Below are 20,381 nucleotides of genomic sequence, written 5' to 3'. Positions count from 1 at the left end.
CCACCCGGCCTATATGCTCATGGACCATCTGGAACCCTGTAATAGCCAACGCCTGTTCGACGAAGATGGGTAGCCTGGGTATTCACCAGGTAAAGGCAGGCTAGACCGCTAGGTGTAAACGAGTGTTTGAGAAGACCCGGATTGAAAATTTAACCCGCTATGGTGGAATCAGTTCTACCATAGCGGGCTAAATTGCATAACGATTATGAAAAATAGTGTTTTTCACAGCATTTTCAACCTCAACTGGCTACTCACTCCGGTCATAGTGGTATGGCTCCTCGGGTGCCGCGCCAACGCTCCCGAACCGGCCATCATTATCAACACCAAAACCACAATTCCCTCGCAGGCGGCTTTAGTCTCGGTACAGCCTATAGGCGCGTCAACGGCCGGGATAGTCGTTAAACTGACCTCAGCCGTTGGCAATTCGGATTGGAAGCTAACCGTACTGCCGGTTTCGGGAGGGGGAACCTTCCTGCCGCTCGTGTCTGGCAAAGCCGAATCGCTCAACCTGTACAGTTTGAATTCCCTTACGCTGAGCGGCCTGAGCGTCGGGCAAACCTACCGAATGCGGCTGGGCTTTCGCTACAACGACAAGGATACGCTGACGGTAGAGCGTACGTACACCCACACGGCCTACAACCCCTGGAAAAAGCTGGCTGATTTACCGTTCGATAGTGGCGAATTTACGGGGGCCATCGTCTCACTTGACTACGACGCGCAACGGTCGAGCAACGTTGTTCGGGTAACCCGCTACGCCGATGCTGAAAAATGGCAGACGTTTGATTACGTGTATGAACGAAACGGCTGGTATCCGGGCAACCCACCCATCGTAAGTGTGCGCCGGGGGCTGATTGATTATGTTGTTTACTACAACGGCAAAGACCGTCATAATTTTTACGGCTTAGGCTACCAAACCGACGAGCTGTTCCCCGGTAAGTACGTTTACCTGCGCGATATGTTTGCCCTTTTGCCGGGTGCGGGCAGTTATGTCTTTCCGTTCTACGAGGGCGAGGATGGCGAGACAGCGTACTTCACCACCACCGAATGGGCCTTTTTCCTGACTAACAACGGCTCTCCCGCCATGCGGGGTATCTACGCGCAGTTTGAGCAGGAAAGCCGCGCCCCCCTGCCCGAAAAACCAGGCATACTGGCCACCTTCAGCATCGGCGAAACTGGCTATGTCGTCAATCAGGTGCCGGGTCGTCAGCCGCGCCTGTTCGCGTACGATTCCCAGCGGGATATCTGGAGTCGCAGGGCCGATTTTCCCGGCCCGCAACGGTCGCGGGGGGTGGGGTTTTCCGTGAAAAATAAAGGGTATTTCGGGCTGGGAACGGCCACTAGTCAACAGGGCCTGCGCGACATCTACCAGTATGACCCGGCTACCGATACATGGCAGTACCTGACTGATTACCCCGGACAGGGCAACCGGTATCCAATCGTTTGGAGCGGTCTCAACCGGGCCTATATCGGGTGGGGCTACGAAAGTCAGACGGTTGTTGGCTCGGCGGGGTACCGGCTGGTGGGGTGTACGGATTTTTGGGAATTCAAGCCGTAGTGGAACGACCATGAACAGACGATTGTCACTGATTTTGCTACTATTATTGCTAACGGCCTGCGTGGAGGAGGTGCGGTTGCCCATTCGGCAGGTGCAGCCGCGTTTGGTGGTAGAGGGCCTGATTACGGACGAAGCCCCGCCCTACCCGGTCAAACTCACGCTGTCGGGGACCTACGCGTCGGGGAGTGCCTTTCCCGAGGAGTTAATTATCAACGGGGCCGTTGTTACCATTACCGACAACACCGACCAAGCCGTAACGCTGGAACAGGACCCGCTGCAACCATCGTACTACTGGGTGCGTGATCCGGCTTTTCGGGGGAAACCCGGCCGCCACTATACGCTGAAGGTGCTTTTGCCTGATGGTACGGTCTATGTATCAACCCCGGAGTTACTGGCCCCCGTTGCTCCCATGGACAAGATCGATGCTACGTTCCGGCAGGGCATGGGTAGTCTTGGCCAGCCCGATTCGTACAACATCCTGATTGATACGAAAGACCCTGCCACGCCCGGCGACTACTACCGCTGGTCAACGTACAGTTACGTGCCCCGCTGGGCAAGTTTCGACCCGCAGCATCCACCCATCACTCCGTTCGGGTCGCCGTGCAGTACCTGCTCCTGCTGGGTACCGTATTACAGTCAGTTGACCAATGTGCTGTCCGACGCGCTCATCAACGGTAACCGTATCAGTGGCCGGTCGGTGTTCAACTCCCCGGTTTATGCCATTGGCAAACAGTACGTGGAAGTACGACAGTATTCGCTCACCCGGTCGGCGTTTCAGTACTGGACGCATTTTGAGGAGCAGCGCATTCGCACGGGTTCTTTGTTCGACCCGCAACCGGCGAGCATTGAAGGCAACATACATCAGCAGGGCGACTCTACGGTGCTGGCGCTGGGCTATTTCGGCGCTTCGGCAGTCAGTCGGCAGCGGCTCATTATACCGGGGGATACCATCAACTACAACAAGTTTCTGAACCGGCTCAACAAGGCCTTTATTCCACCCGGCAACTGCCAGAGCAATTTTTCGCAGTTTCAGCTAGGCCCGCCGGTGGGGTGGTAGCTGCGTGTGGGCACGGGTAATGTTCGATTGAAAAAGGCTTCGTCTGGCCAAATTAACGTAAGCAAAAGATCACATGTACCACCTGTTACAACCCCTGAAAATCGGCCTGTTCCTGACCCTTTGCCTGCTTTCTCTCACGGCTCGGGCGCAGGTCCAGGTTCGGATGCATGGGCGCGTAGTGGATGGCGTAACCAACAAACCGCTGGCCAACGTCTCCATTTATGACCGCAGGCAGGGCGTGGGCCTGACCACCGACAGCCTGGGCACGTTCGATACGCGGGTGCTGCCGGGGCCGTACACCCTGATCTTCTCGGCGGTGGGCTATTACACCCGGAGCCGGTTTCTGGAAATAAGCCGGGCGGATATCTTGCTGGATGTGGCCCTGAATCCCGATACCCGGCAGCTGGACGAGGTGAACGTAACGGGCCGCCCGCCCGATGCCAACGTGTCGGCTACGCAGATGAGCGTGGTGCGGCTGGATATGAAAAACCTGCGGAATATTCCCGTCGTGTTTGGCGAGGTCGATATTCTGAAGGCGCTGACCCTGCAACCCGGCGTGAGTACGGTAGGTGAAGGGGCGGGGGGGTTCAATGTGCGCGGGGGCCGTACGGACCAGAATCTGGTACTGTTAGACGGGGCACCGCTGTTCAGCACCAGCCACCTGCTGGGGCTGCTAAGCAACCTCAATGCCGATGCCATTCAGGACGTGACCCTCTACAAAGGGGGCATTCCGGCGGCTTATGGCGGGCGGCTGTCATCGCTGCTGCTCATGAATACAAAACCCGGCGAAACCGACCGGCTGCACATCAGCGGAGGTGTTGGCCTGCTCACCAGTCGGTTACTGGCGCAGGGACCGGTGACAAAAAATAAAAAGCTTACCTTTCTGGCCGGTGGCCGTCTTGCCTACCCCTCTTTTGTTCTCAGCCTGTTTCCGGCTCCCACTAACAAAAACCGCGCCTTTTTCTACGACCTCAACGGGCGATTGACCTACCGGTTCAATGCCAACAGCCAGCTATCGGCAACCGTCTATCGTTCGTTCGATACGTTCAGGTTTCCGCAGGACACGCTCTATACCACACAGTCTACGCTGCTGACGGCCCGGCTGAGTCAGCGGTTAAACCCGCGTCTGTCATTCGACCTCACGGCAACCCAAAGCGACTACCGGTTTTTTCTGGATGGACTTACCACCGCTAACACCTACCGCTACCGCTCCACCATCCGGCAGCGCGATACCCGCATGGACTGGCTCTATTTGCCCTCCGCCAGGCACCGGCTGGAGTTTGGCGGTTCACTAACGGGCTATGGGTTGCTTCCCGGAGCCATTGCCCCCACCGGCGACAATTCTAACATCAATACCCTGACGCTGCCCACCGAACAGGGCCGGGAGTGGGCGGGTTACGTGTCGGAAGAGTGGACTCCGGTTCGGGTATTGTCAGTACAGGTAGGGATTCGCTACGCGCAGTTTACCAACGTGGGACCGGGGGTAGCTTACCAGTTTGCGGAGGAGCAGCCCCGCACCCGCGAGAGCATTACCGATACGCTTCGCTATGGCAACGGGCAACCGCTGGCGCAGTATGGCGGCTGGGAACCGCGCCTTACCATCCGGGCCAGTATTACGCCCAACAGTTCGCTGAAAGTGAGCTATAACCGCACCCGCCAGTATATCCATCTGATTTCGAACACAACGGCCATTTCGCCGGTCGATTTCTGGAAACTCAGCGATGCCTTAGTCCCCCCCCAAATCGCCGACCAGTTTGCGGTGGGTTATTTCCAGAATTTCAACGACAACCAGTACGAGGCCTCGGTGGAGATGTACCATAAAACGCTGGAGAATTTAGTGGAATACCGCAATGGCGCAACGCTGCTGCTCAACCCAATCCTGGATGCCGACCTGTTGGGGGCGCAAGGTCGGGCTTACGGCGTGGAAGTGAGCGCCCAGAAAACGAGGGGCCTGCTCACGGGCCTTGTCGCCTACACCTATTCCCGCACCCTGGCGCGGGTACCCAGTCCGTACCCCAGCGTCCAAATCAACGGCGGCAACTGGTACCCCTCCACGTTCGACCGGCCTCATAACCTGACTATTGCTACCCAATGGAAATGGAGCCGTGGCTGGACCTTCGGCACCAATTTCGTGTACACCAGCGGTCGCCCGACAACTTACCCGGATGGCACCTACCGGCTCAACGGGGTCAAAGTCCTCGACTACTCCCAGCGTAACACCGACCGCATTCCCGATTACCACCGGTTAGACGTATCGTTCACCAAAGACGGCCGGCGGTCAGCGGAGCAGCAGCATTACAGCAACTGGTCGGTATCGTTGTACAATGTGTACGCCCAAAAAAACCCGTATTCCATTTATTTTCAGCGCGTCAACACCACGACGAAAAGCTACCAGCTAGCCGTTTTCGGCACGATTATTCCGTCAATAAGCTGGAATTTTGTGTTTTGATATCCCTGTTCCCCAAGGCCTTACTTCAGCGTACAGGTTACCAGCCATTGTCGTTGATGCGAATCTCAACGGCATCCCTTCATTAACTGGTACTTACTTCTGTGTCGTGCAAAAATCAGAAACGTACCCAATATCCAAACCCGGTACGGCACGAAGAAGCCACGCCCGGATGGAACCGGCGTGGCTTCTTACAGGTATTTTTGCGTATTGCCTGATGGATGAACAGAACTGCTTTTCTCCGGCAGTCAGTGCGGAGTAAGTTGTCAACGCCCCGGGGTGGCATGCCGTCAGAACTCCGGGAAGCTGTCCAGTCGTCGGTTCAGGTCATAGGCGGCACTAATCAGGCCCAAATGGGTGAACGCCTGCGGAAAATTCCCCAGCTGCTGCCCCCGGCGGCCCAACTGCTCAGCAAATAGCCCCAGATGGTTAGCGTAGCCCAGCATCTTGTCGAACAACAACCGGGCTTTCTCTACCTGCCCCGACCGCGACAGGCACTCGATGTACCAGAAACTGCACATGGAAAATGTGCCTTCTTCTCCATCCAGCCCATCGCTGGCACCGGAGTCGAGCCGGTAGCGGTACACCAGCGAATCGGAGACGAGCTCGCGCTCAATGGCTTCCAGCGTGCTGAGCCAGCGCGGTTCTTTGGGGTGAATAAACCGAACCAGTGGCATCAGCAGGGCCGAAGCATCCAGCACATCAGACCCTCTGTACTGAACAAAAGCCTGCTTTTCCTCACTCCAGAATTCGTCATAAATAGTTCGGTAAATCTGGTCCCGCACCGACCGCCACCGCTCCAGGGGCGATGGAAATGACCGGTGTTCCACTACCTTGATGGCCCGGTCCAGGGCTACCCAGCACATCAGCCGCGATTGCAGAAACTCGGCCTGCCCCCCCCGTACTTCCCAGATACCGTGGTCGGGTCGTTGCCAGTTGTTGCAGACAAACTCAATCTGCCGCTCCACGTGCTGCCAGAACGACCAGGTAATAGCCCCGTGGAATTTATCGTAGAGGTAAATGGAATCCATCAACTCGCCGAAGATGTCCAGTTGAAACTGGTCGTAAGCCGCGTTGCCAATACGCACCGGGCTCGACTGCCGGTACCCCTCCAGATTGGTCAATATCTGCTCCGGCATTTCCTCCCCGCCCTCAATGGTATACATTAGTTGCAGGGTGCCCTGGTGCTGTTCGATGGTGTCCAGTTCCTTACCAATCCAGTTCATAAAAGCGGCTGCTTCTTCCATAAAACCCAGTCGGATGAAGGCGTACATGGCGAAGGCCGCGTCCCGAACCCAGGTGTAGCGATAATCCCAGTTCCGGCTTCCGCCAATAACGGAAGGCAGCCCGAATGTGGGCGCAGCTACCATGGAGCCAAATTCGCAGGAGGTCAGCAACTTGAGCGTTATGGCCGACCGGCTGACCATTTCGCGCCACCGCCCGTTATATTTCGACTTGCCAATCCAGTTTTTCCAGAAGTTGAGTGTCTTGTCAAAATCATCGACCGTGTAGTGGTGCAGGGCTTTTTTCACCGACAGCTGTTTATCAACCTTAGCCGATTCGATGACAAAGTGCGCGGTTTCTCTCTCGGCCAGTGTGAACTCCGCGTACACGTCTTTACCGTCGATAACCAATGGAACGTCGCTGATGAGCCGAAACGACAGGACGAGCTCAGACTCACTCGTAAACGTCACTTCGTGTTTGGTACCGTCCACGCTGTGCTCGGCGCGGGCGTAGTCGAACCGGGGCTGGCAACGCATCCGAAACGGTATTTCTCCCCGGGTTACAACCACGCTGCGAACCAGGGCGCAGTTTTGTTCCGTGGTTTTTACCGGCATGAAGTCGGTTATTTCAGCCACACCCTCCTCGGCCAGCGAACGGGTAAGCAACACGGCCGTATCGGGCAGGTACATCTGCTTGTAATCAACATCGGCCAACTGGGGTTTTATATCGAAAAACCCGCCCTTGTCCGTATCCAGGATGGAGGCAAAGATGGTGGGCGAATCGAAGCGGGTGAAGCACATAAAGTCAATCGACCCCTGCATGGATACCAGCGCAACGGTGTGTAAGTTTCCAATGAGGCCGTAATTGCCGATGGCCTGGTAATCAGTAGAAGTCATAGAGGGTGAGCGTTGTACGTACGAATTATCAGAAGGTACTCGTAGTGATAACGCCCAAAAAGCAGTGGCTGTTAGAAATGTGTGCCAGACTCTCCTTCTCTACGATTTAAACTGCCGCAGGTTGTAAGTGAACGTGAGCATGAAATACTGCTTCAGCACCAGCGACCGATTATCCTCCAGGTAGGTTTCCGAAAACGACCGGCTCACGCTGGTATTCTGATTCAGCAAATCGAACACCGATACTTTCAGTTCACCATTCTGGTTTTTCAGGAATCGCTGGGCCAGGCTGGCATTCCAGAGCGTAAACTGCTGATTGAACCCGCTCGACAAACCTGCGTATCGCTGGTAATTGACATCCGAACGAACCACCAGTCCTTTCCAGACATTCCAGACTACATTAGCGCCGGTCGTCTGGGTATTATAGGATGTATTTAGCTGGGGTTGCAGCGTATTCATGACCTTGTTATAGCCGTAATTATACGACAGCGTGAAGTCGATTTTCTCGCTGATATTACTACTCAGCACCACGCCCTGACTCACCCCGTACGCGTTTGAGTTGTTCACCAGACCATTAATGAGGCTGGGCGTCTGGTTGTACGTTACCGAGGTATTCAGGTTCAGGTTGCTCTTCATGAACGTGAGCGGACTGCCGAACGACACGAACGCCCGCGAGTTCAGCGATGGGCCGGTGTTGATAGGGCGGGTCAGCTGGGTACCCTGTTGCAGGTAAATCGGTGTCCCCGCCGAGGATATAACGCCCGGCACAACGCCCGCCTGTTCGGCAATGTACAGCGACGAGCCAATGGGGTCCTGCGTGTAATTCAGGCTCAGCAACGCCACCAGGCTGTTTGCCTTCTGAATAGATGTTCTGGTTAGCCGGGCCGTTACGGCGTGGCTGTAGCTTTGTTTCAGGTCGGGGTTGCCGATGGTTTGCTGCAACGGGTTAGTATTGTTCAGCACGTTCTGCAACTGAGTAATACCGGGAGCATCGGTACTGGTGCGGTAGGTGAACCGCAGCCGCAGATCATCCGTAAACCGGTAATCAGCAAAAACGGTTGGCAGCAGATTGGTGAACGCCCGGTTTACCTGCCCGACGCGGGGAAAAAGCTGGTCGCTCTGCAAATCGGCCCGTTGCAGATTCAGCGCAGCCGACAGCCTGACTTTTTTATTGGACAGGTTATAGCCCACGCCCGCCCGCTGCGTCAGGTAATCATTATCGAAACGGTTACTGAGCAGGGAATCCAGTTGGTCGTACTGGTCAGACAGCGGGTTGAGCCGGTAGGTGAGCCGGTCCGAATTGCTGTGGTTAAGCCCGGCGTTGTACGACAACTGCAGGATGCCCTTACCCAGTGGTTCGGTATAATTCAGGCCCGCCGAAAACTGATACCCGTTCGATGCCGTGTTGGTGCGCTGGTCAATGACTTGCCGGGTAGTATCGGCCTGGAAAAATTCATTGACCGATGACAACGTACTCATCCCCGTTTTATCATTGAGGGCCGTCCCGATATTGAGCGAAATCGTGCGCCCCCGCGTCTCGAACCGGTGCCGGAACAACAGGGTATTATTGAACGTGTAGCCCTGATTGCGGGCTGCATATGTATTGGTTGACTGGTTCAGCAGCGCGTCACCAAGCTGCGTATTGCTATTGGTAAACGCGTTGGAATTATTGGTCTGAAAGCTCAGGCGGGGCGTAATCAGCAGGGAGTTATTTTTATCGAACGCATAGTCGAGCCGGAAATTGAGCCGGTGGTTGATGTTGTTGTTTTTGCTTGTCGACCGTTCGCCGTAGGTTTGGGTCAAATCGTTGATCGTCTGGTAGTAATTCCGCAGTAACGACTGCTCACTCCGGTTTTGGGTCTGGTTCATGAAGTACGAACCACGCACGGTGAGTTTTTCACCCCACTTGTCGGAGTAGTTGATACCCAGCGCGTTGGTTGTATTGATACCGTTTTGCTGGCCTATCAGAAAGTTATCGGTAGCACCTCCGCCCCCTCCACCGGAGCCACTCCGGCCACCACCACGCCGGCCCCCTCCTCCCCGACCACCCCCGCCATTACCCGCGCTGCTCTGCACCCCGAGTAAATCCTGGCTCGAAAAGTTCTGCTGGTTGATGTCGTTACTCTGCCCGATGATGGAAATCCGCTGGTCGCCGTTGAAGATATTCACGCTGGCCCCGGCGGCATACGTTCCGTTGGTGCCCACTCCGCCATATACCCGGCCAAACTGCCCGTTCCGTTTATCGGGTCGGGTTACGATGTTGATGGTTTTGGTGGTATTCCCGTCATTTACGCCCGTAAACTGCGACTGGTCGCTCTGCCGGTCGAAAATTTCAATTTTGGCGATTACCTCGGCGGGGAGATTTTTGAGAGCGATAGTCGGGTCATCACCAAAGAATGGTTTGCCATCGACCAGCACTTCACGGACGGTTTCACCCTGTACTTTTATATCCCCGCCACTCATGTCGATACCCGGCATCTTTTTGAGCAGGTCTTCGGCCTGAGCGTCGCGGTTTACTTTGTAGGCATCGGCGTTCAACTGAAGCGTATCGCCCTTCTGTTCCGCACTTACAATCTTCCCCTTCACCACTACTTCGCTGAGTTGCCGGGATGATTCGCTCAATACAATCCGCAGTGGCTGTACCTCGCCCGTATCGACCCGTACCGTCAGTGATTTCGGGGCAAAACCCACATAGGAAGCCTGGAGCCGGTATACGCCCACGGACAGGTTTTCGAACATAAATCGTCCGTCAACGTCTGTCACTACGCCCCGCCGACTGCTACTGTCGGGCAGGCCCGCGAGCCGGACCGTGACGCCAATCAGCGTTTCTCCTTTGGTATCGACCACGGTGCCGCTCAGCGACTGACCGTAGCCAACTGTAGCGGTCAGCAACAGAAACACGTATAACAGGTGTATTTTCCGGGTTTTCATGACGTTGAGGGGTGGTTTAGTGAAAGGATGGATAGCAGGGGCTGGCCGGGAGTTACTAATCCGGCCAACCTCTGCGTACTGTTTCTAGCTCTGCTTTTTGTCGCCGTGGCGACCGCCTTTGCGGGCAGGCATTTCGCGGTCTTTGATAATGTTGCCTTTGCTATCGGCAATCAGCATGTGCCGGGGCTTGTCGGTTTCGGTGAGCACCACGAAATACTGATTGTCTTTGCTTTTGGCAATGCGCTTCATCTCGGCATTCGGGTACTTGCTTTTGATGAATGATGTGGTGGAAGCCGGCAGGTCTTTGGCGGTCAACTGTTCCATTTCGCGGAAGTTCAGGCCACCCCGGTCTCCCCGCCGGTGCGTGCTATCCTGCTGCATTCTGGCCCGTTTACCCGTCGTCGTGGCGGTTTGGGCCATAGCGTCGGAAACGTAGAAAAGTGAGGCAACAGCGAGGGCAATGAGTGTCTTTTTCATGGTTGTTTTTGTGTTTACTGGTTCGATTTGTTGTTTACTGTTCAATTGACTTGGGTATTGGCTTAGCGATTCCCGACTACCTCATACCAGGTATAGCCCTGGTTATCCACGACGGCCCGGTAGTAGATGCCGTCAAACACGTAGTACGGTATTCCGTCGATATACACCTGGTCGTAACCATTAGGCAACTCCGGAATGCGGGCACCCACGGGGGGCGCAATGACCTGGTAACCGGCGTTGTAAGGCAAGGGCTGGTAAAACGCCCCGTAGTAATAATAATAGGGATTAGGCCCCACCATAATTTGGGAATATCCAGTGGGCAACACGTTCAGCCGGAAACCGATGGGCGCACTGACAATCTCAAACGAGGAACCGATGGGCCGGTAATACAGGCCGTTGTGGTAGCGGTACGACACGCCCCCCAGCGGATACGCTCGGGCTCCGGCCGGAACAAACGACACGCGGCTGCGGTAAGCAGGCAACGCACTGTAACGGGACCGGGCTACGGGTCGGGTGACGACGGTAGTACGGGCAGGCTGACGAACAACGACGGTGTTACGCACGGGCTGACGAACGACTATTTCCTTGCGGACGGGCTGCCGGACGACTACGTCCCGACGGTTGGATCGCCGACTTACGGCGGTGTTACGATTGTCTCGGTTTTGATGCTGAGCCTGCGCTGCTGGTTCGTTACCCAACAAAAAACTACCCGTCAGGGCGAGGGTAAGAGCGATGTATTTTGCGGTTGTATTCATGGTTGTATGTTGGTTGAGTAGTAGTCTCTAAAGGCTTTTCACATACTTAGGGCCCATGCCGGACAAAAACTTGCGGTCGGTTTGAAAAAAATTCATACCCTGACTCAGTTTCCTCACTACAGAGAGTACCAGGGCATTTCTTTCGATTTCTGCTGCATCGAAATGACAAAAAAATTTATTTTCAGTCGAATCGGGAAATGTTAAACGGGTCCAGCTGACACAAAAAAGGGAGAGCCAACAATGACCCTCCCCTTTTTTAATTTTGGTACTGCTGTTCATTTAAGCGAATCCAAGGCTTGCCTGCGCTCCCCCCGCGCCCGGTTACCCCGACCACCCTGACCCGGTAGCCGGAATGTGCCACCCGCCGTGGCCCGGCCCGGCAACTCGCTCAGTAGCTGGTTGAGCAGTCGCTGTTGTTTCGGATTGCAAATGGCCGCTACCTTATCGAAGTGAGCCAGCGTCATAAGCTCTACTTCGGCCGACCGCTGGTGAAACGCCAAAGCCTTCTGGCGTCGTTGCGCTTCGGTAAAGGACGAATCGGTTAGCCGGAAATAGGTCTTCCGCTCCTGCCGAAGTTGCCGCTGCCGGGGGCGAACCTCTTTAAAGTACACCGTTTGCAAATCGGCCAGTTGCTGTTTTTGCCGGGTATCGAAGCCAAGGGTATCGGCCAGGAAAGTGCGGCTGCTGGTTCGGGATGGCCGGTGTGCCGGTCGGTTGGACCGCAACCAAATCCAACCCAGCAAGCCCATGTTCAGGGCTACCAGCGCGATGATGATGCCCGTTAGCAAACGGGTGCGTCGTGGATCATTCATAAGGTGTAAGGATAGAATCTACCGAATAATCGTCCTGAAAAACACTGGCTACCGTCGTCCGTTCATTGTCGGCAGTAGGGGTATCGGCTACCGTTGCGGCCACCCCCACGTTGAGGAGTACCAGCACACACAGGGCCGAATAGGCGTAAGCCGGTCGACGCAGCCACCAGGGTAGCCACGTAGCCGACTCCACTGACTGGTTCAGCCGGGCCTGTAGCCGGGTATAAAAAAACGGGCGCTGTTCGGGCTGGGGACGTTTGCCCCACTGCCGGAAGTCGGTTTCCCACCGGTCCGGCTCATTGGGTTCATTGGTTGATTGATTCATGACCTGAGAGGAGTTAATTTTTTACGTAATGTTTGCCGGGCCCGGAACAGCAGCGATTCGACTGCCGACACCGATGTTTCCATAACGGCCGCTATTTCCTGGTACGATAATTCTTCCTGATAATGCAGGGTGAACGCTACCTGCTGCGATTCGGCCAGCCCCTGCACCGCCTGACTGATTTGTCGCGTCTGCTCGCTCGTTTCCAGCGTGGTTTCGGGCGTCTGGAAATCGGGCGGGTCGTAACTGGCCTCACCATCATCGCCAAAGAGGGTAGTCATGAAAGCAAACCGTTTCTTGCGCTTGCGGTCCCGTTCTTTTTTCAACGCCCTCGACGTGGTCAGCCGGTAGAGCCAGGTGGCAAGACTGGCCTCCCCGCGAAAATTACTTACAGTTCGGAACACCTCGATAAACACCTCCTGCGCCACATCTTCGGCCTCCTGAGGTGATGAAACGATGGCCAGAGCCGTTCGAAACACCCGCTTTTGGTAGGTATCCACGAGCCATCGAAACGTAGGTTCGTGCCCCTGCCGTAGCTGGTCGAGTCTGGTGGTTTCATCAATGGTTTCGTTCACCCTGGTTGTATTCTTTAGGTAATAGGCCCCAAAAGGAATAAAAACTTGCGGTCGAATAAAAAATAATTTAACCCAACGATGGATTTGTGGCAATTTCCAGGATAGTTATCCTCCGCAGGCGTTAGGCAAACTTATACGTAACCACGAAAATCCGTGTGTTTGTCAGCGTTCTGGCTTAATAGCGGGAACAAGCATGGGAGTCCGCTCTCGGTACTGCACGTAGGCATCACCAAACATTCTCACCAGTTTCTTTTCTTCAAAATGAATACCGATACGGATATACAAAAATGCCGAGAGGCCAAAAAGTACGTGTCTCCAGTCGGGGTGCTGAATAAAAAGGCCACTGATAGCCAGTATGGTAGCCGAATATAACGGGTGTCGTACATAGCGGAGTAGTCCCCGCTGCTGGAGATTGCCCGTTTTGGTAACCTGATTGGCAGGCCAGCCGATAAATTCAGCCAGATTATAGCTTTTCAGGGCAAACAGGCCAAGCAAAACACCCACCCCACTGACCAGATTCCCGGCCCAGGCTGACCCATGCCAGGCACCAGGGAATTCGGCCGGGGCCATATGCAAGGCGAACAATACAGGCAAAAAAGTAAGCAAAGAAAGGCCATTGTACAGCAACCGGTAATAGCGTTGCCTAAAAAGCGAAGACGACTGTAATTGTTGCTTGACCCGGCTGGTGGCCATAATGCTGTGTATCCCGCCAAACACCAGCCACGTCAAAACGATCAGGCTATACGCTGTCATAAATTTTACGGTTGAATGTAAACCGGTAGCTGATTATAAAACCAATAACCCGGCTGCCCGCCAGTCGGCCCAGCCATCGGTTTGCTGGAAGGCAGCGAAACTACCCTGACCAGCCTGCTCGAACAGGACACCTGTCTGTTGAATCGTTAGCGGCTCAGCCGCATTCAGGCTTAGTCGGGACCAGTGCTGCATGAGCCATTGCGCCGTTGTGAGGGGCAGGTCAAGTACCAGCTCATCCTGCCGACGGGCGAAGGTCAGTTCTGCCTGGGGCACCGACCTTACCCGCTGCGCTACCCGCCGTTCCCAACGCGGCTGCATCTCTGCCAGCGTGGGCGCGTGACCCGGCCAGACCACCAGTGCATGATTGCGCACAGCATCTTCCGTAGTATCAGCAATGGCCGCTTCAATGTAATCGGGCGGCACGGTGGTTGGCGGTACTTGGAAGGCAAACCAGTTGGATAATGGAAGGTCCAGCGCAACGTCGTGCATGTAATTGAACAGCGACTTGCGCAGTCCCTCGGCAAACCGGTCGTGGTCAGCTCCCAGCGGATCGGCGTGGTCGAGGTCATTATCGGCAAAGGGACCGTCGGCGGGGCCAATGCGCTGCACGTCGAAACCAGCCGGGTGCAGGCCCACCGGGCTGTGGGCCGTCATGGCAAACCGGTGCCAGAAGCCGGACTGAACCGCGCCGATGGCAAACAATTGCCGCACCATTTCCAGCGAGTCGATGGTTTCCTGCGTGGTCTGGGTCGGAAAACCATACATCAGGTAGGCATGCACCATGATACCGGCGGTGGTGAAGTGACCGGCCACGCGGGCTACCTGCGCCACCGTTACCCCTTTCTTCATCCGCTCCAGCAATCGGTCCGATGCCACTTCCAGCCCACCCGACACGGCAATGCAACCCGCCAGTTTGAGCAGCTGGCACAGATCGGCCGTAAAGGCTTTTTCGAAGCGGATGTTAGTCCACCAGACCACCGTTAGCCCCCGGCGCAGAATTTCCAGCGCCAGGTCCCGCATGAGCGCGGGCGGAGCGGCTTCATCCACAAAGTGAAAACCATTCTGCCCGGTTTGGGCCATAATGGTTTCAATACGGTCGCAGAGCAGTCCGGCGGTGAGGGGTTCGTAGCGGGCAATATAGTCGAGGGAGATGTCGCAGAACGAGCATTTGCCCCAGTAGCAGCCGTGGGCCAGGGTCAGCTTATTCCAGCGGCCATCGCTCCAGAGCCGGTGCATGGGGTTGGTCACCTCAATCACCGACAAATAATCGTTCAGTGGTAAATCGGCATAATCGGGGGTACCCGTATCGCGTTGGGCCACATCCCGGTCGGTGGCCCCATTCTGATACACTACCTGCCCATCTACCCGCATAAATGTTCGTTTCAGGCGGGCGGCTTCCCGCTGGCCGCGCAGGTGTTCGAGCAAGGAACGCAGGGGCGCTTCGCCATCGTCCAGACTCACGAAATCCACGTAATCGAACAGGCGCGGTTCCCGCAGACTCCGGAGTTCCGTGTTGGCATAGCCCCCGCCCATCACTACCCGAACACCCGGATACTGCTGTTTCAGGTGACGCCCGCACAACAACGCGCCAAAAAGATTCCCCGGAAAAGGCACGGTCAAACAAACCACGGTTGGCTGATACTGCCCCATCTTCTCGTCCAGCAGTTGCAGTAATGTTTGCCCAACCAGCGTATCAGGCGCGGTCAGAGCAGCCTGCAAGTCATCGAAGTGAGTGGCGGTGCGGCCCAGCCGTTCGGCGTACCGGCTGAAACCAAAGTGCGGGTCAATGGCTTCGGCCAGTAGATCACCGATATCTTCCAGATAGAGGGTCGCCAGATGCCGGGCTTTGTCGTGCAGCCCCATCGTACCAAAAGCCCAGTCCAGCTCGTCGACTTCGGCAAAGCGCGCGGCTTCGGGCAGGTAACTCCGGTCGGCGATAGCGTGGGCGAGGGTCGGATTCCGGTGCTGCAAAAACCGGATAGCTGGGTCAATTGTCGCTGCATAGTCGGCCCGTAAGCGGAGCATCCGCTGGCTGTTGTCACTCAGATTGTACACCGCAGCAGCCGCCGTAAACAACGCCGTTAGCCCTTGCCGGGAGAAGAGACGCAGGATTGTTTCGATACCCAAATCCGCCTGATGCGCCACGATGGAACCCCCATCAGCCAGGGCGAGGGTATTCAGGTAGCCTTTCAGATAGGCAGTAGCCGGGTAGGGAGTGTTGAGTTGGGTAAACGGGGGCGTCAACAGCAGCACGCGAGTGGTCATACGGTAGTCCGGGGTATTATTGTTAGTTCCCCAACGAATACAGCCGGGATATCATTCCGGGATACGCATCTCTGCCAGCATGAACAGCGAATCAGGCCAGCATCTGCGGCTATGGCCCGGCAGGATAATACGCCTGAAACCAGCCCGCATCTCTGGCATGAGGCTGACTCCTATCGACTCGTTATTCCACGACTTTTTGATTGACGGTCACATTTTTGAGGGTAAACCCGTTGATTATTTTTTTGTCGATGGCCGCGTTTTTACTGTCGACCATGAAGTTTTCAAACGTGAAATTAGACAGCCGGTCGTGTTCCGATATGGCCACATCGAAGAAGGTATCACAGGTAAGCCTGATGTTTTTCAGACGCACATGGTCGCAGTAGGAAAGGGGTACATCCGGGCGCCCCTGCAAATCGAAGAACTGCGTCCAGGGTTTCACGTAAAGCAGGCTATGCGCCTGACCAGTAATGTTCTCGACCGTAATGTATTCGTACAGCTGCGGGGTGTCGGGCCGCATCTTTAGCCACAATACCCGGCTGGCCTCGCTGACGTGACAGTTACGCATGACAATGTTCCGGTTATGAATCGCTTCGCTGCCGCAGGTAAGCGCCGAGTGACAAAAGCCAAATTCACAGTCTTCAATAATGATGTTGGTATTAGCTCCATTATTGGGCACCCGGTCGGCCCAGGGGCCCTTGCCCCCTTTGAGGGCTATTGCGTCGTCATTCACCGACATGTAGCATCCTTTAACCAGTACGTTTGTACAGGCATCAATGTCAATGGCATCCGTACTGGGTGCTTTTACGGGCTGGTAAGGCGAATAAATGTATACATCCAGTACTTTCACGTTTTGGCACTGGTAGTAGTGACTGGTCCAGAAACCAGAATTAATCAGTTTCACATCCTGAACCTGCACATCGTTGCTTTTCCAGATAAAAACCAGCCGGGGACGGGAAACCTCCAGATTTGTGCAGTTGGGATTTTCTTTCCGGCGAGCCCAGAATGCCTCCCAGAAGCGTAGCCCGTTACCATTGACCGTCCCTTTTCCCGAAATCGTGAAACCATTGACCTCATAGGCGTTGACCAGAGCCGCAAAGTAATCCAGACTTTGCCCTTCCATGCGGGAGGGTAGTTTCGGGTAATCGGCAATATTGTCGGAACCTTTCAGCACGGCCCCCTCGGCTACGTGTAAGTGCGTTTTGGGCTTAAAAAATAACGCCCCGCTCATAAACGTACCTTTCGGAATTACGACGACGCCCCCGCCTTTCCGGGCTGCCGAATCAATGACTTTTTGTATCGCGTCGGTCTGAACGAGGGTACTGTCTGCTTTTACGCCAAAGTCCGTGATAACATACGATTTCCCCAGTTGGGCAAGGCTTACTTTCTGGTTTTTCGTGAACCAGCTACTAATCGGGCTTCCATCGGGAAACAGGACTTTCGACCCGTTCTGCGCACTAAGTTGTGTACTCAGTGCCACCATATAAATCAGTACTACTACTATTGCCTTCATTTCGACTGCGTTCTGCTTATAAGACTGCCTGTCGCCCGGGAGACGTTGGCCGATGTCAGGATTCCGCACCGTACAGATAGCCCCTGACGCCGGGAATTCCCGTTGCATTCAGCTTAAAGGAGTAAGTCAGTTGGGCCGGTTTTGTACTCCTGTTGGTGACACGGTTCATTCGAAAATCCACATCACATATTAGTTTCATGAGCGTAAATCAACCCCATCAGAACGGGATAATGACCTTCATGCTGGCGTTGCGGCCCTGGTTATAGATACCAAAGCGACCCGTGGGCGAAGCCGTGTAGTACTCAAAATACTTGAGCCGGTTCAGGTTAGACTGGTAAGCCGTGTCGAAGAGGTTATCGACCTGAAAAAACAGTTGAAACAGGGGTTTTTCTTTCTGGTTGTTCACCGTTGCCCCACAGCCAACACCAAATAGGGCGTAGCCGGGCGTGGCCGTTTCGGTATTATCAACCCCGTAAAATTTGTTCTGGGCACCGTAGTAATCAACGTCGGCACGGACGTAAATGCCCGATAATCGGCCAACGGGTTCGCTGAAGGAAGCCCGAATTTCGGAGCGACCGTGCAGGGGCGGGATGAAGGGGAGGTAGCGGGCAGCATCGCCTTCCAGCGCAATCAGTTTGTCATTTCGATTCAGTCCCCGAATAAGCGCCAGACTATTATTGACCGCCAGCCACTTTACCTTTTGGGGGTGTAGATTGATGCTGAACTCAGCCCCGTACAACTGCGCTTTCGACTGCTGGTATTTGTAGGTGAAGTTACCCGGCACAATCACCACCGGCTGATTATTGTTGTCATATAACCGGGCCTGGTAGATGTAGTTGTCGATGGTGTTATTGAATAGCTCCATGCTGAGATCTACTTCCTTCAGATAAGCCATGAAGGCAATATCCGTTTGCAGACTAAACTCCGGGTTGAAGTCCCGATTACCCTGGTACACAATGTGGGCACCGGGGTCAAGGCCGTTCGAGCCAACTTCGGTGCTATTGGGCGCACGATACCCGCGAGACAGGTTCGCCTTTATCAGCAGTCGGTCAGAGACGTTATAAGTGGCTCCCAGGCTACCAGAAATGCCGGTAAAGGAGCGTTGGTAGGCCGGAAACTGGAGCGTTGCCGAGGTATCGGTCGGTTGGTTAACGAGTTCATCGAACCGTTGCTCCGGTCTGCGCTGCACGTACTGATCGGCCCAGTTATACCGGCGGGAATCGTACCGAATACCCCCACTGATATCGAGCTTACCGAGCGATTTTTTAACGAACAGAAATGAACCGATGTCCAGCAGTTGATAATCAGGAATAGGGAAATCAGTGCCCTGCACATTCTTGTTGGTCTGATACATGCCGTTCAGCCCCAGGGTTGCTTCCAGCCCGTTCCAGGTTGGGAAGTTGTATTTCAGGTCGTAGTTGTAGGTATTGAGCTGCACGTAGAGGCCGGGCTGGCTGGGAACCGTGGGGTGGTTATACTCCCGCCGAACGCTTTGCTGAAACCCAATAGTAGCCGTCAGATCACTCTTGCCCATGATAACATGATTCCGGGTAAATAACCGGTAATGCTGAATGTGCTGGTACAACGGACTAATGCGATACGTCCGTAAATCGCTGACGGGTACAATCGGCCGTCGTTTGATATCATCGTCCTTATTTTCGAGCACCTGCCGCGTAAACCTGCGGGTTAGCGAATCCCGGCTACCGTCCGGAATTTCCTGCAAATTGTTGTACAGCGTGGCGTAGAGATACGTAGACCCCCATTTTTTTTCCACACCCGTCATGGCCGACAAATTCAGTTCATTAAACGCCGTGCCATACACCCGCCCATCAACGCTGTTTTTGTAAGCGGTAGCCATTTTCCGGGATACGCGGAACGAACCCTTCCAGCCATTCCTGTTGTAAGCAGCCCCGGCCGACAGGCCAATCATACCGTTGTTAGTATGATACTCGCTGATCAGATCTCCTTTGAGTTTGCCTTCCGGTCCTTTGGGAACGTACGGAATAAAATTAATGACCCCGGCCACGGCATCGGAACCGTAAATAAGACTGGCCGGTCCTTTCACCACTTCGGCTCGCTCTATACCGTATTGATCGACTTCGATACCGTGTTCATCGCCCCACTGCTGCCCCTCCTGCCGAACGCCGTTGTACATGGTCAGCACGCGGTTGTAACCCAGCCCCCGTATAAACGGTTTCGATACATTAGGACCAGTCGTTACCGCACTCATACCGGGAACGCCTTTCAGCACCGCATCAACGATGTTGTTGTTGACATTGTAGTTCATTTCCTTCCGGTTCATTACCGCAATGGCCACCGGGCTTTTACGCAGTTCAGTAGCCCTCGAAACGCCCGTTACCACCACTTCGCCTAGCGTTGTATTCACGGATGGCAGGTCAATAGTAAGGTCCAGGGAATTGTCGGAACGAAGGTTAATCGTCCGGGTATAGGGTTGAAAACCAATGGCCGATGCCTGTAATACATAGCGCCCTTCGGGCAAATTCGTCAGTGAAAAACGCCCGGTACTGTCGGCCTGGATGCCGAAAGCCGTTTTATCCAGCACCACCGACGCGAATGCCACCGGTTTACCGTCCGAGCGGATAACACCCGATATCCTGTTGGTTTGGGCGTAACTAACGGATACAGTAGCCAACAAAACAGCCAGTAAAGCGGTAAACATTTTCATAAATTCTGCGATAATATAAACTGCTTTTGTACCCCATCCGGCTTTGCGCGCTGTTTTCGTTTTTTCAACTGAAACACACGAAATCCGAGTTTGAGTAAACCTTAGCTTATGGATACTGGG

The 20,381-nt window shown here is 54.8% G+C and carries 14 protein-coding genes; 3 read left to right on the top strand and 11 right to left on the bottom strand.

Going from position 1 to position 20,381, the window contains the following annotated elements; translation table 11 throughout:
• Nucleotides 1-205: 205 nt before the first annotated feature.
• From B156_RS0112940 to B156_RS0112930, 3 genes are all read left to right on the top strand, one after another.
• On the top strand, nt 206-1,555 hold the full coding sequence (locus B156_RS0112940) for a Kelch repeat-containing protein (protein WP_018620151.1): 1,350 nt from the start codon (nt 206-208) through the stop codon (nt 1,553-1,555).
• Between the two features lie 10 nt (nt 1,556-1,565).
• Nucleotides 1,566-2,612: a DUF4249 domain-containing protein gene (locus B156_RS0112935; protein WP_018620150.1), complete on the top strand. Its 1,047-nt coding sequence runs from the start codon at nt 1,566-1,568 to the stop codon at nt 2,610-2,612.
• Between the two features lie 73 nt (nt 2,613-2,685).
• Nucleotides 2,686-5,061 (top strand): TonB-dependent receptor, encoded by a 2,376-nt coding sequence (locus tag B156_RS0112930; RefSeq protein WP_018620149.1) that lies wholly within the window; start codon nt 2,686-2,688, stop codon nt 5,059-5,061.
• Between the two features lie 287 nt (nt 5,062-5,348).
• On the opposite strand, the gene B156_RS0112925 is transcribed toward B156_RS0112930, so the two are convergent.
• The 11 genes from B156_RS0112925 to B156_RS0112870 all read right to left on the bottom strand — a co-directional run bounded on the left by B156_RS0112925 (nt 5,349) and on the right by B156_RS0112870 (nt 20,261).
• Nucleotides 5,349-7,178, bottom strand: coding sequence for a glycoside hydrolase family 15 protein (locus tag B156_RS0112925; RefSeq protein WP_018620148.1), 1,830 nt, complete (start codon nt 7,176-7,178; stop codon nt 5,349-5,351).
• A gap of 99 nt (nt 7,179-7,277) precedes the next feature.
• On the bottom strand, nt 7,278-10,106 hold the full coding sequence (locus B156_RS0112920; RefSeq protein WP_018620147.1) for a TonB-dependent receptor: 2,829 nt from the start codon (nt 10,104-10,106) through the stop codon (nt 7,278-7,280).
• Between the two features lie 84 nt (nt 10,107-10,190).
• Nucleotides 10,191-10,583: a hypothetical protein gene (locus tag B156_RS0112915; RefSeq protein WP_018620146.1), complete on the bottom strand. Its 393-nt coding sequence runs from the start codon at nt 10,581-10,583 to the stop codon at nt 10,191-10,193.
• Nucleotides 10,584-10,645: 62 nt separating this feature from the next.
• Nucleotides 10,646-11,338 carry a DUF6515 family protein gene (locus tag B156_RS0112910; RefSeq protein ID WP_018620145.1) on the bottom strand — a complete coding sequence of 231 codons (693 nt, stop codon included), beginning with the start codon at nt 11,336-11,338 and terminating at the stop codon, nt 10,646-10,648.
• Between the two features lie 275 nt (nt 11,339-11,613).
• Entirely contained in the window at nt 11,614-12,150 is a 537-nt protein-coding gene (locus B156_RS0112900) for a periplasmic heavy metal sensor (protein WP_018620143.1), read from the bottom strand.
• Nucleotides 12,143-12,475 (bottom strand): hypothetical protein, encoded by a 333-nt coding sequence (locus tag B156_RS0112895; protein ID WP_018620142.1) that lies wholly within the window; start codon nt 12,473-12,475, stop codon nt 12,143-12,145. The genes B156_RS0112900 and B156_RS0112895 overlap by 8 nt, the downstream gene beginning before the upstream one ends.
• Nucleotides 12,472-13,047: an RNA polymerase sigma factor gene (locus B156_RS0112890; RefSeq protein WP_018620141.1), complete on the bottom strand. Its 576-nt coding sequence runs from the start codon at nt 13,045-13,047 to the stop codon at nt 12,472-12,474. The genes B156_RS0112895 and B156_RS0112890 overlap by 4 nt, the downstream gene beginning before the upstream one ends.
• Before the next feature lie 162 nt (nt 13,048-13,209).
• On the bottom strand, nt 13,210-13,800 hold the full coding sequence (locus B156_RS0112885; protein ID WP_018620140.1) for a methyltransferase family protein: 591 nt from the start codon (nt 13,798-13,800) through the stop codon (nt 13,210-13,212).
• A gap of 33 nt (nt 13,801-13,833) precedes the next feature.
• A complete protein-coding gene (locus B156_RS0112880; protein ID WP_018620139.1) occupies nt 13,834-16,065 on the bottom strand; it encodes a B12-binding domain-containing radical SAM protein in 2,232 nt (743 codons plus the stop codon).
• A 181-nt stretch (nt 16,066-16,246) separates the two neighbouring features.
• Complete coding sequence (locus B156_RS0112875; RefSeq protein ID WP_026260805.1) at nt 16,247-17,575, bottom strand: rhamnogalacturonidase; 1,329 nt, start codon at nt 17,573-17,575, stop codon at nt 16,247-16,249.
• Between the two features lie 217 nt (nt 17,576-17,792).
• On the bottom strand, nt 17,793-20,261 hold the full coding sequence (locus B156_RS0112870; protein WP_018620137.1) for a TonB-dependent receptor: 2,469 nt from the start codon (nt 20,259-20,261) through the stop codon (nt 17,793-17,795).
• Between the last annotated feature and the right edge of the window lie 120 nt (nt 20,262-20,381).

It is taken from the genome of Spirosoma luteum DSM 19990 (assembly GCF_000374065.1).
GTDB lineage: Bacteria > Bacteroidota > Bacteroidia > Cytophagales > Spirosomataceae > Spirosoma > Spirosoma luteum.
This window is presented reverse-complemented; position numbering and strand designations above follow the sequence as displayed.

What these genes read in the sequence shown, in the direction of transcription:
- B156_RS0112940 (WP_018620151.1), top strand. Translation starts at nt 206, where the DNA reads ATGAAAAATAGTGTTTTTCACAGCATTTTCAACCTCAACTGGCTACTC.
- B156_RS0112935 (WP_018620150.1), top strand. Translation starts at nt 1,566, where the DNA reads ATGAACAGACGATTGTCACTGATTTTGCTACTATTATTGCTAACGGCC.
- B156_RS0112930 (WP_018620149.1), top strand. Translation starts at nt 2,686, where the DNA reads ATGTACCACCTGTTACAACCCCTGAAAATCGGCCTGTTCCTGACCCTT.
- B156_RS0112925 (WP_018620148.1), bottom strand. Translation starts at nt 7,178, where the DNA reads ATGACTTCTACTGATTACCAGGCCATCGGCAATTACGGCCTCATTGGA.
- B156_RS0112920 (WP_018620147.1), bottom strand. Translation starts at nt 10,106, where the DNA reads ATGAAAACCCGGAAAATACACCTGTTATACGTGTTTCTGTTGCTGACC.
- B156_RS0112915 (WP_018620146.1), bottom strand. Translation starts at nt 10,583, where the DNA reads ATGAAAAAGACACTCATTGCCCTCGCTGTTGCCTCACTTTTCTACGTT.
- B156_RS0112910 (WP_018620145.1), bottom strand. Translation starts at nt 11,338, where the DNA reads ATGAATACAACCGCAAAATACATCGCTCTTACCCTCGCCCTGACGGGT.
- B156_RS0112900 (WP_018620143.1), bottom strand. Translation starts at nt 12,150, where the DNA reads ATGAATGATCCACGACGCACCCGTTTGCTAACGGGCATCATCATCGCG.
- B156_RS0112895 (WP_018620142.1), bottom strand. Translation starts at nt 12,475, where the DNA reads ATGAATCAATCAACCAATGAACCCAATGAGCCGGACCGGTGGGAAACC.
- B156_RS0112885 (WP_018620140.1), bottom strand. Translation starts at nt 13,800, where the DNA reads ATGACAGCGTATAGCCTGATCGTTTTGACGTGGCTGGTGTTTGGCGGG.
- B156_RS0112880 (WP_018620139.1), bottom strand. Translation starts at nt 16,065, where the DNA reads ATGACCACTCGCGTGCTGCTGTTGACGCCCCCGTTTACCCAACTCAAC.
- B156_RS0112875 (WP_026260805.1), bottom strand. Translation starts at nt 17,575, where the DNA reads ATGAAGGCAATAGTAGTAGTACTGATTTATATGGTGGCACTGAGTACA.
- B156_RS0112870 (WP_018620137.1), bottom strand. Translation starts at nt 20,261, where the DNA reads ATGAAAATGTTTACCGCTTTACTGGCTGTTTTGTTGGCTACTGTATCC.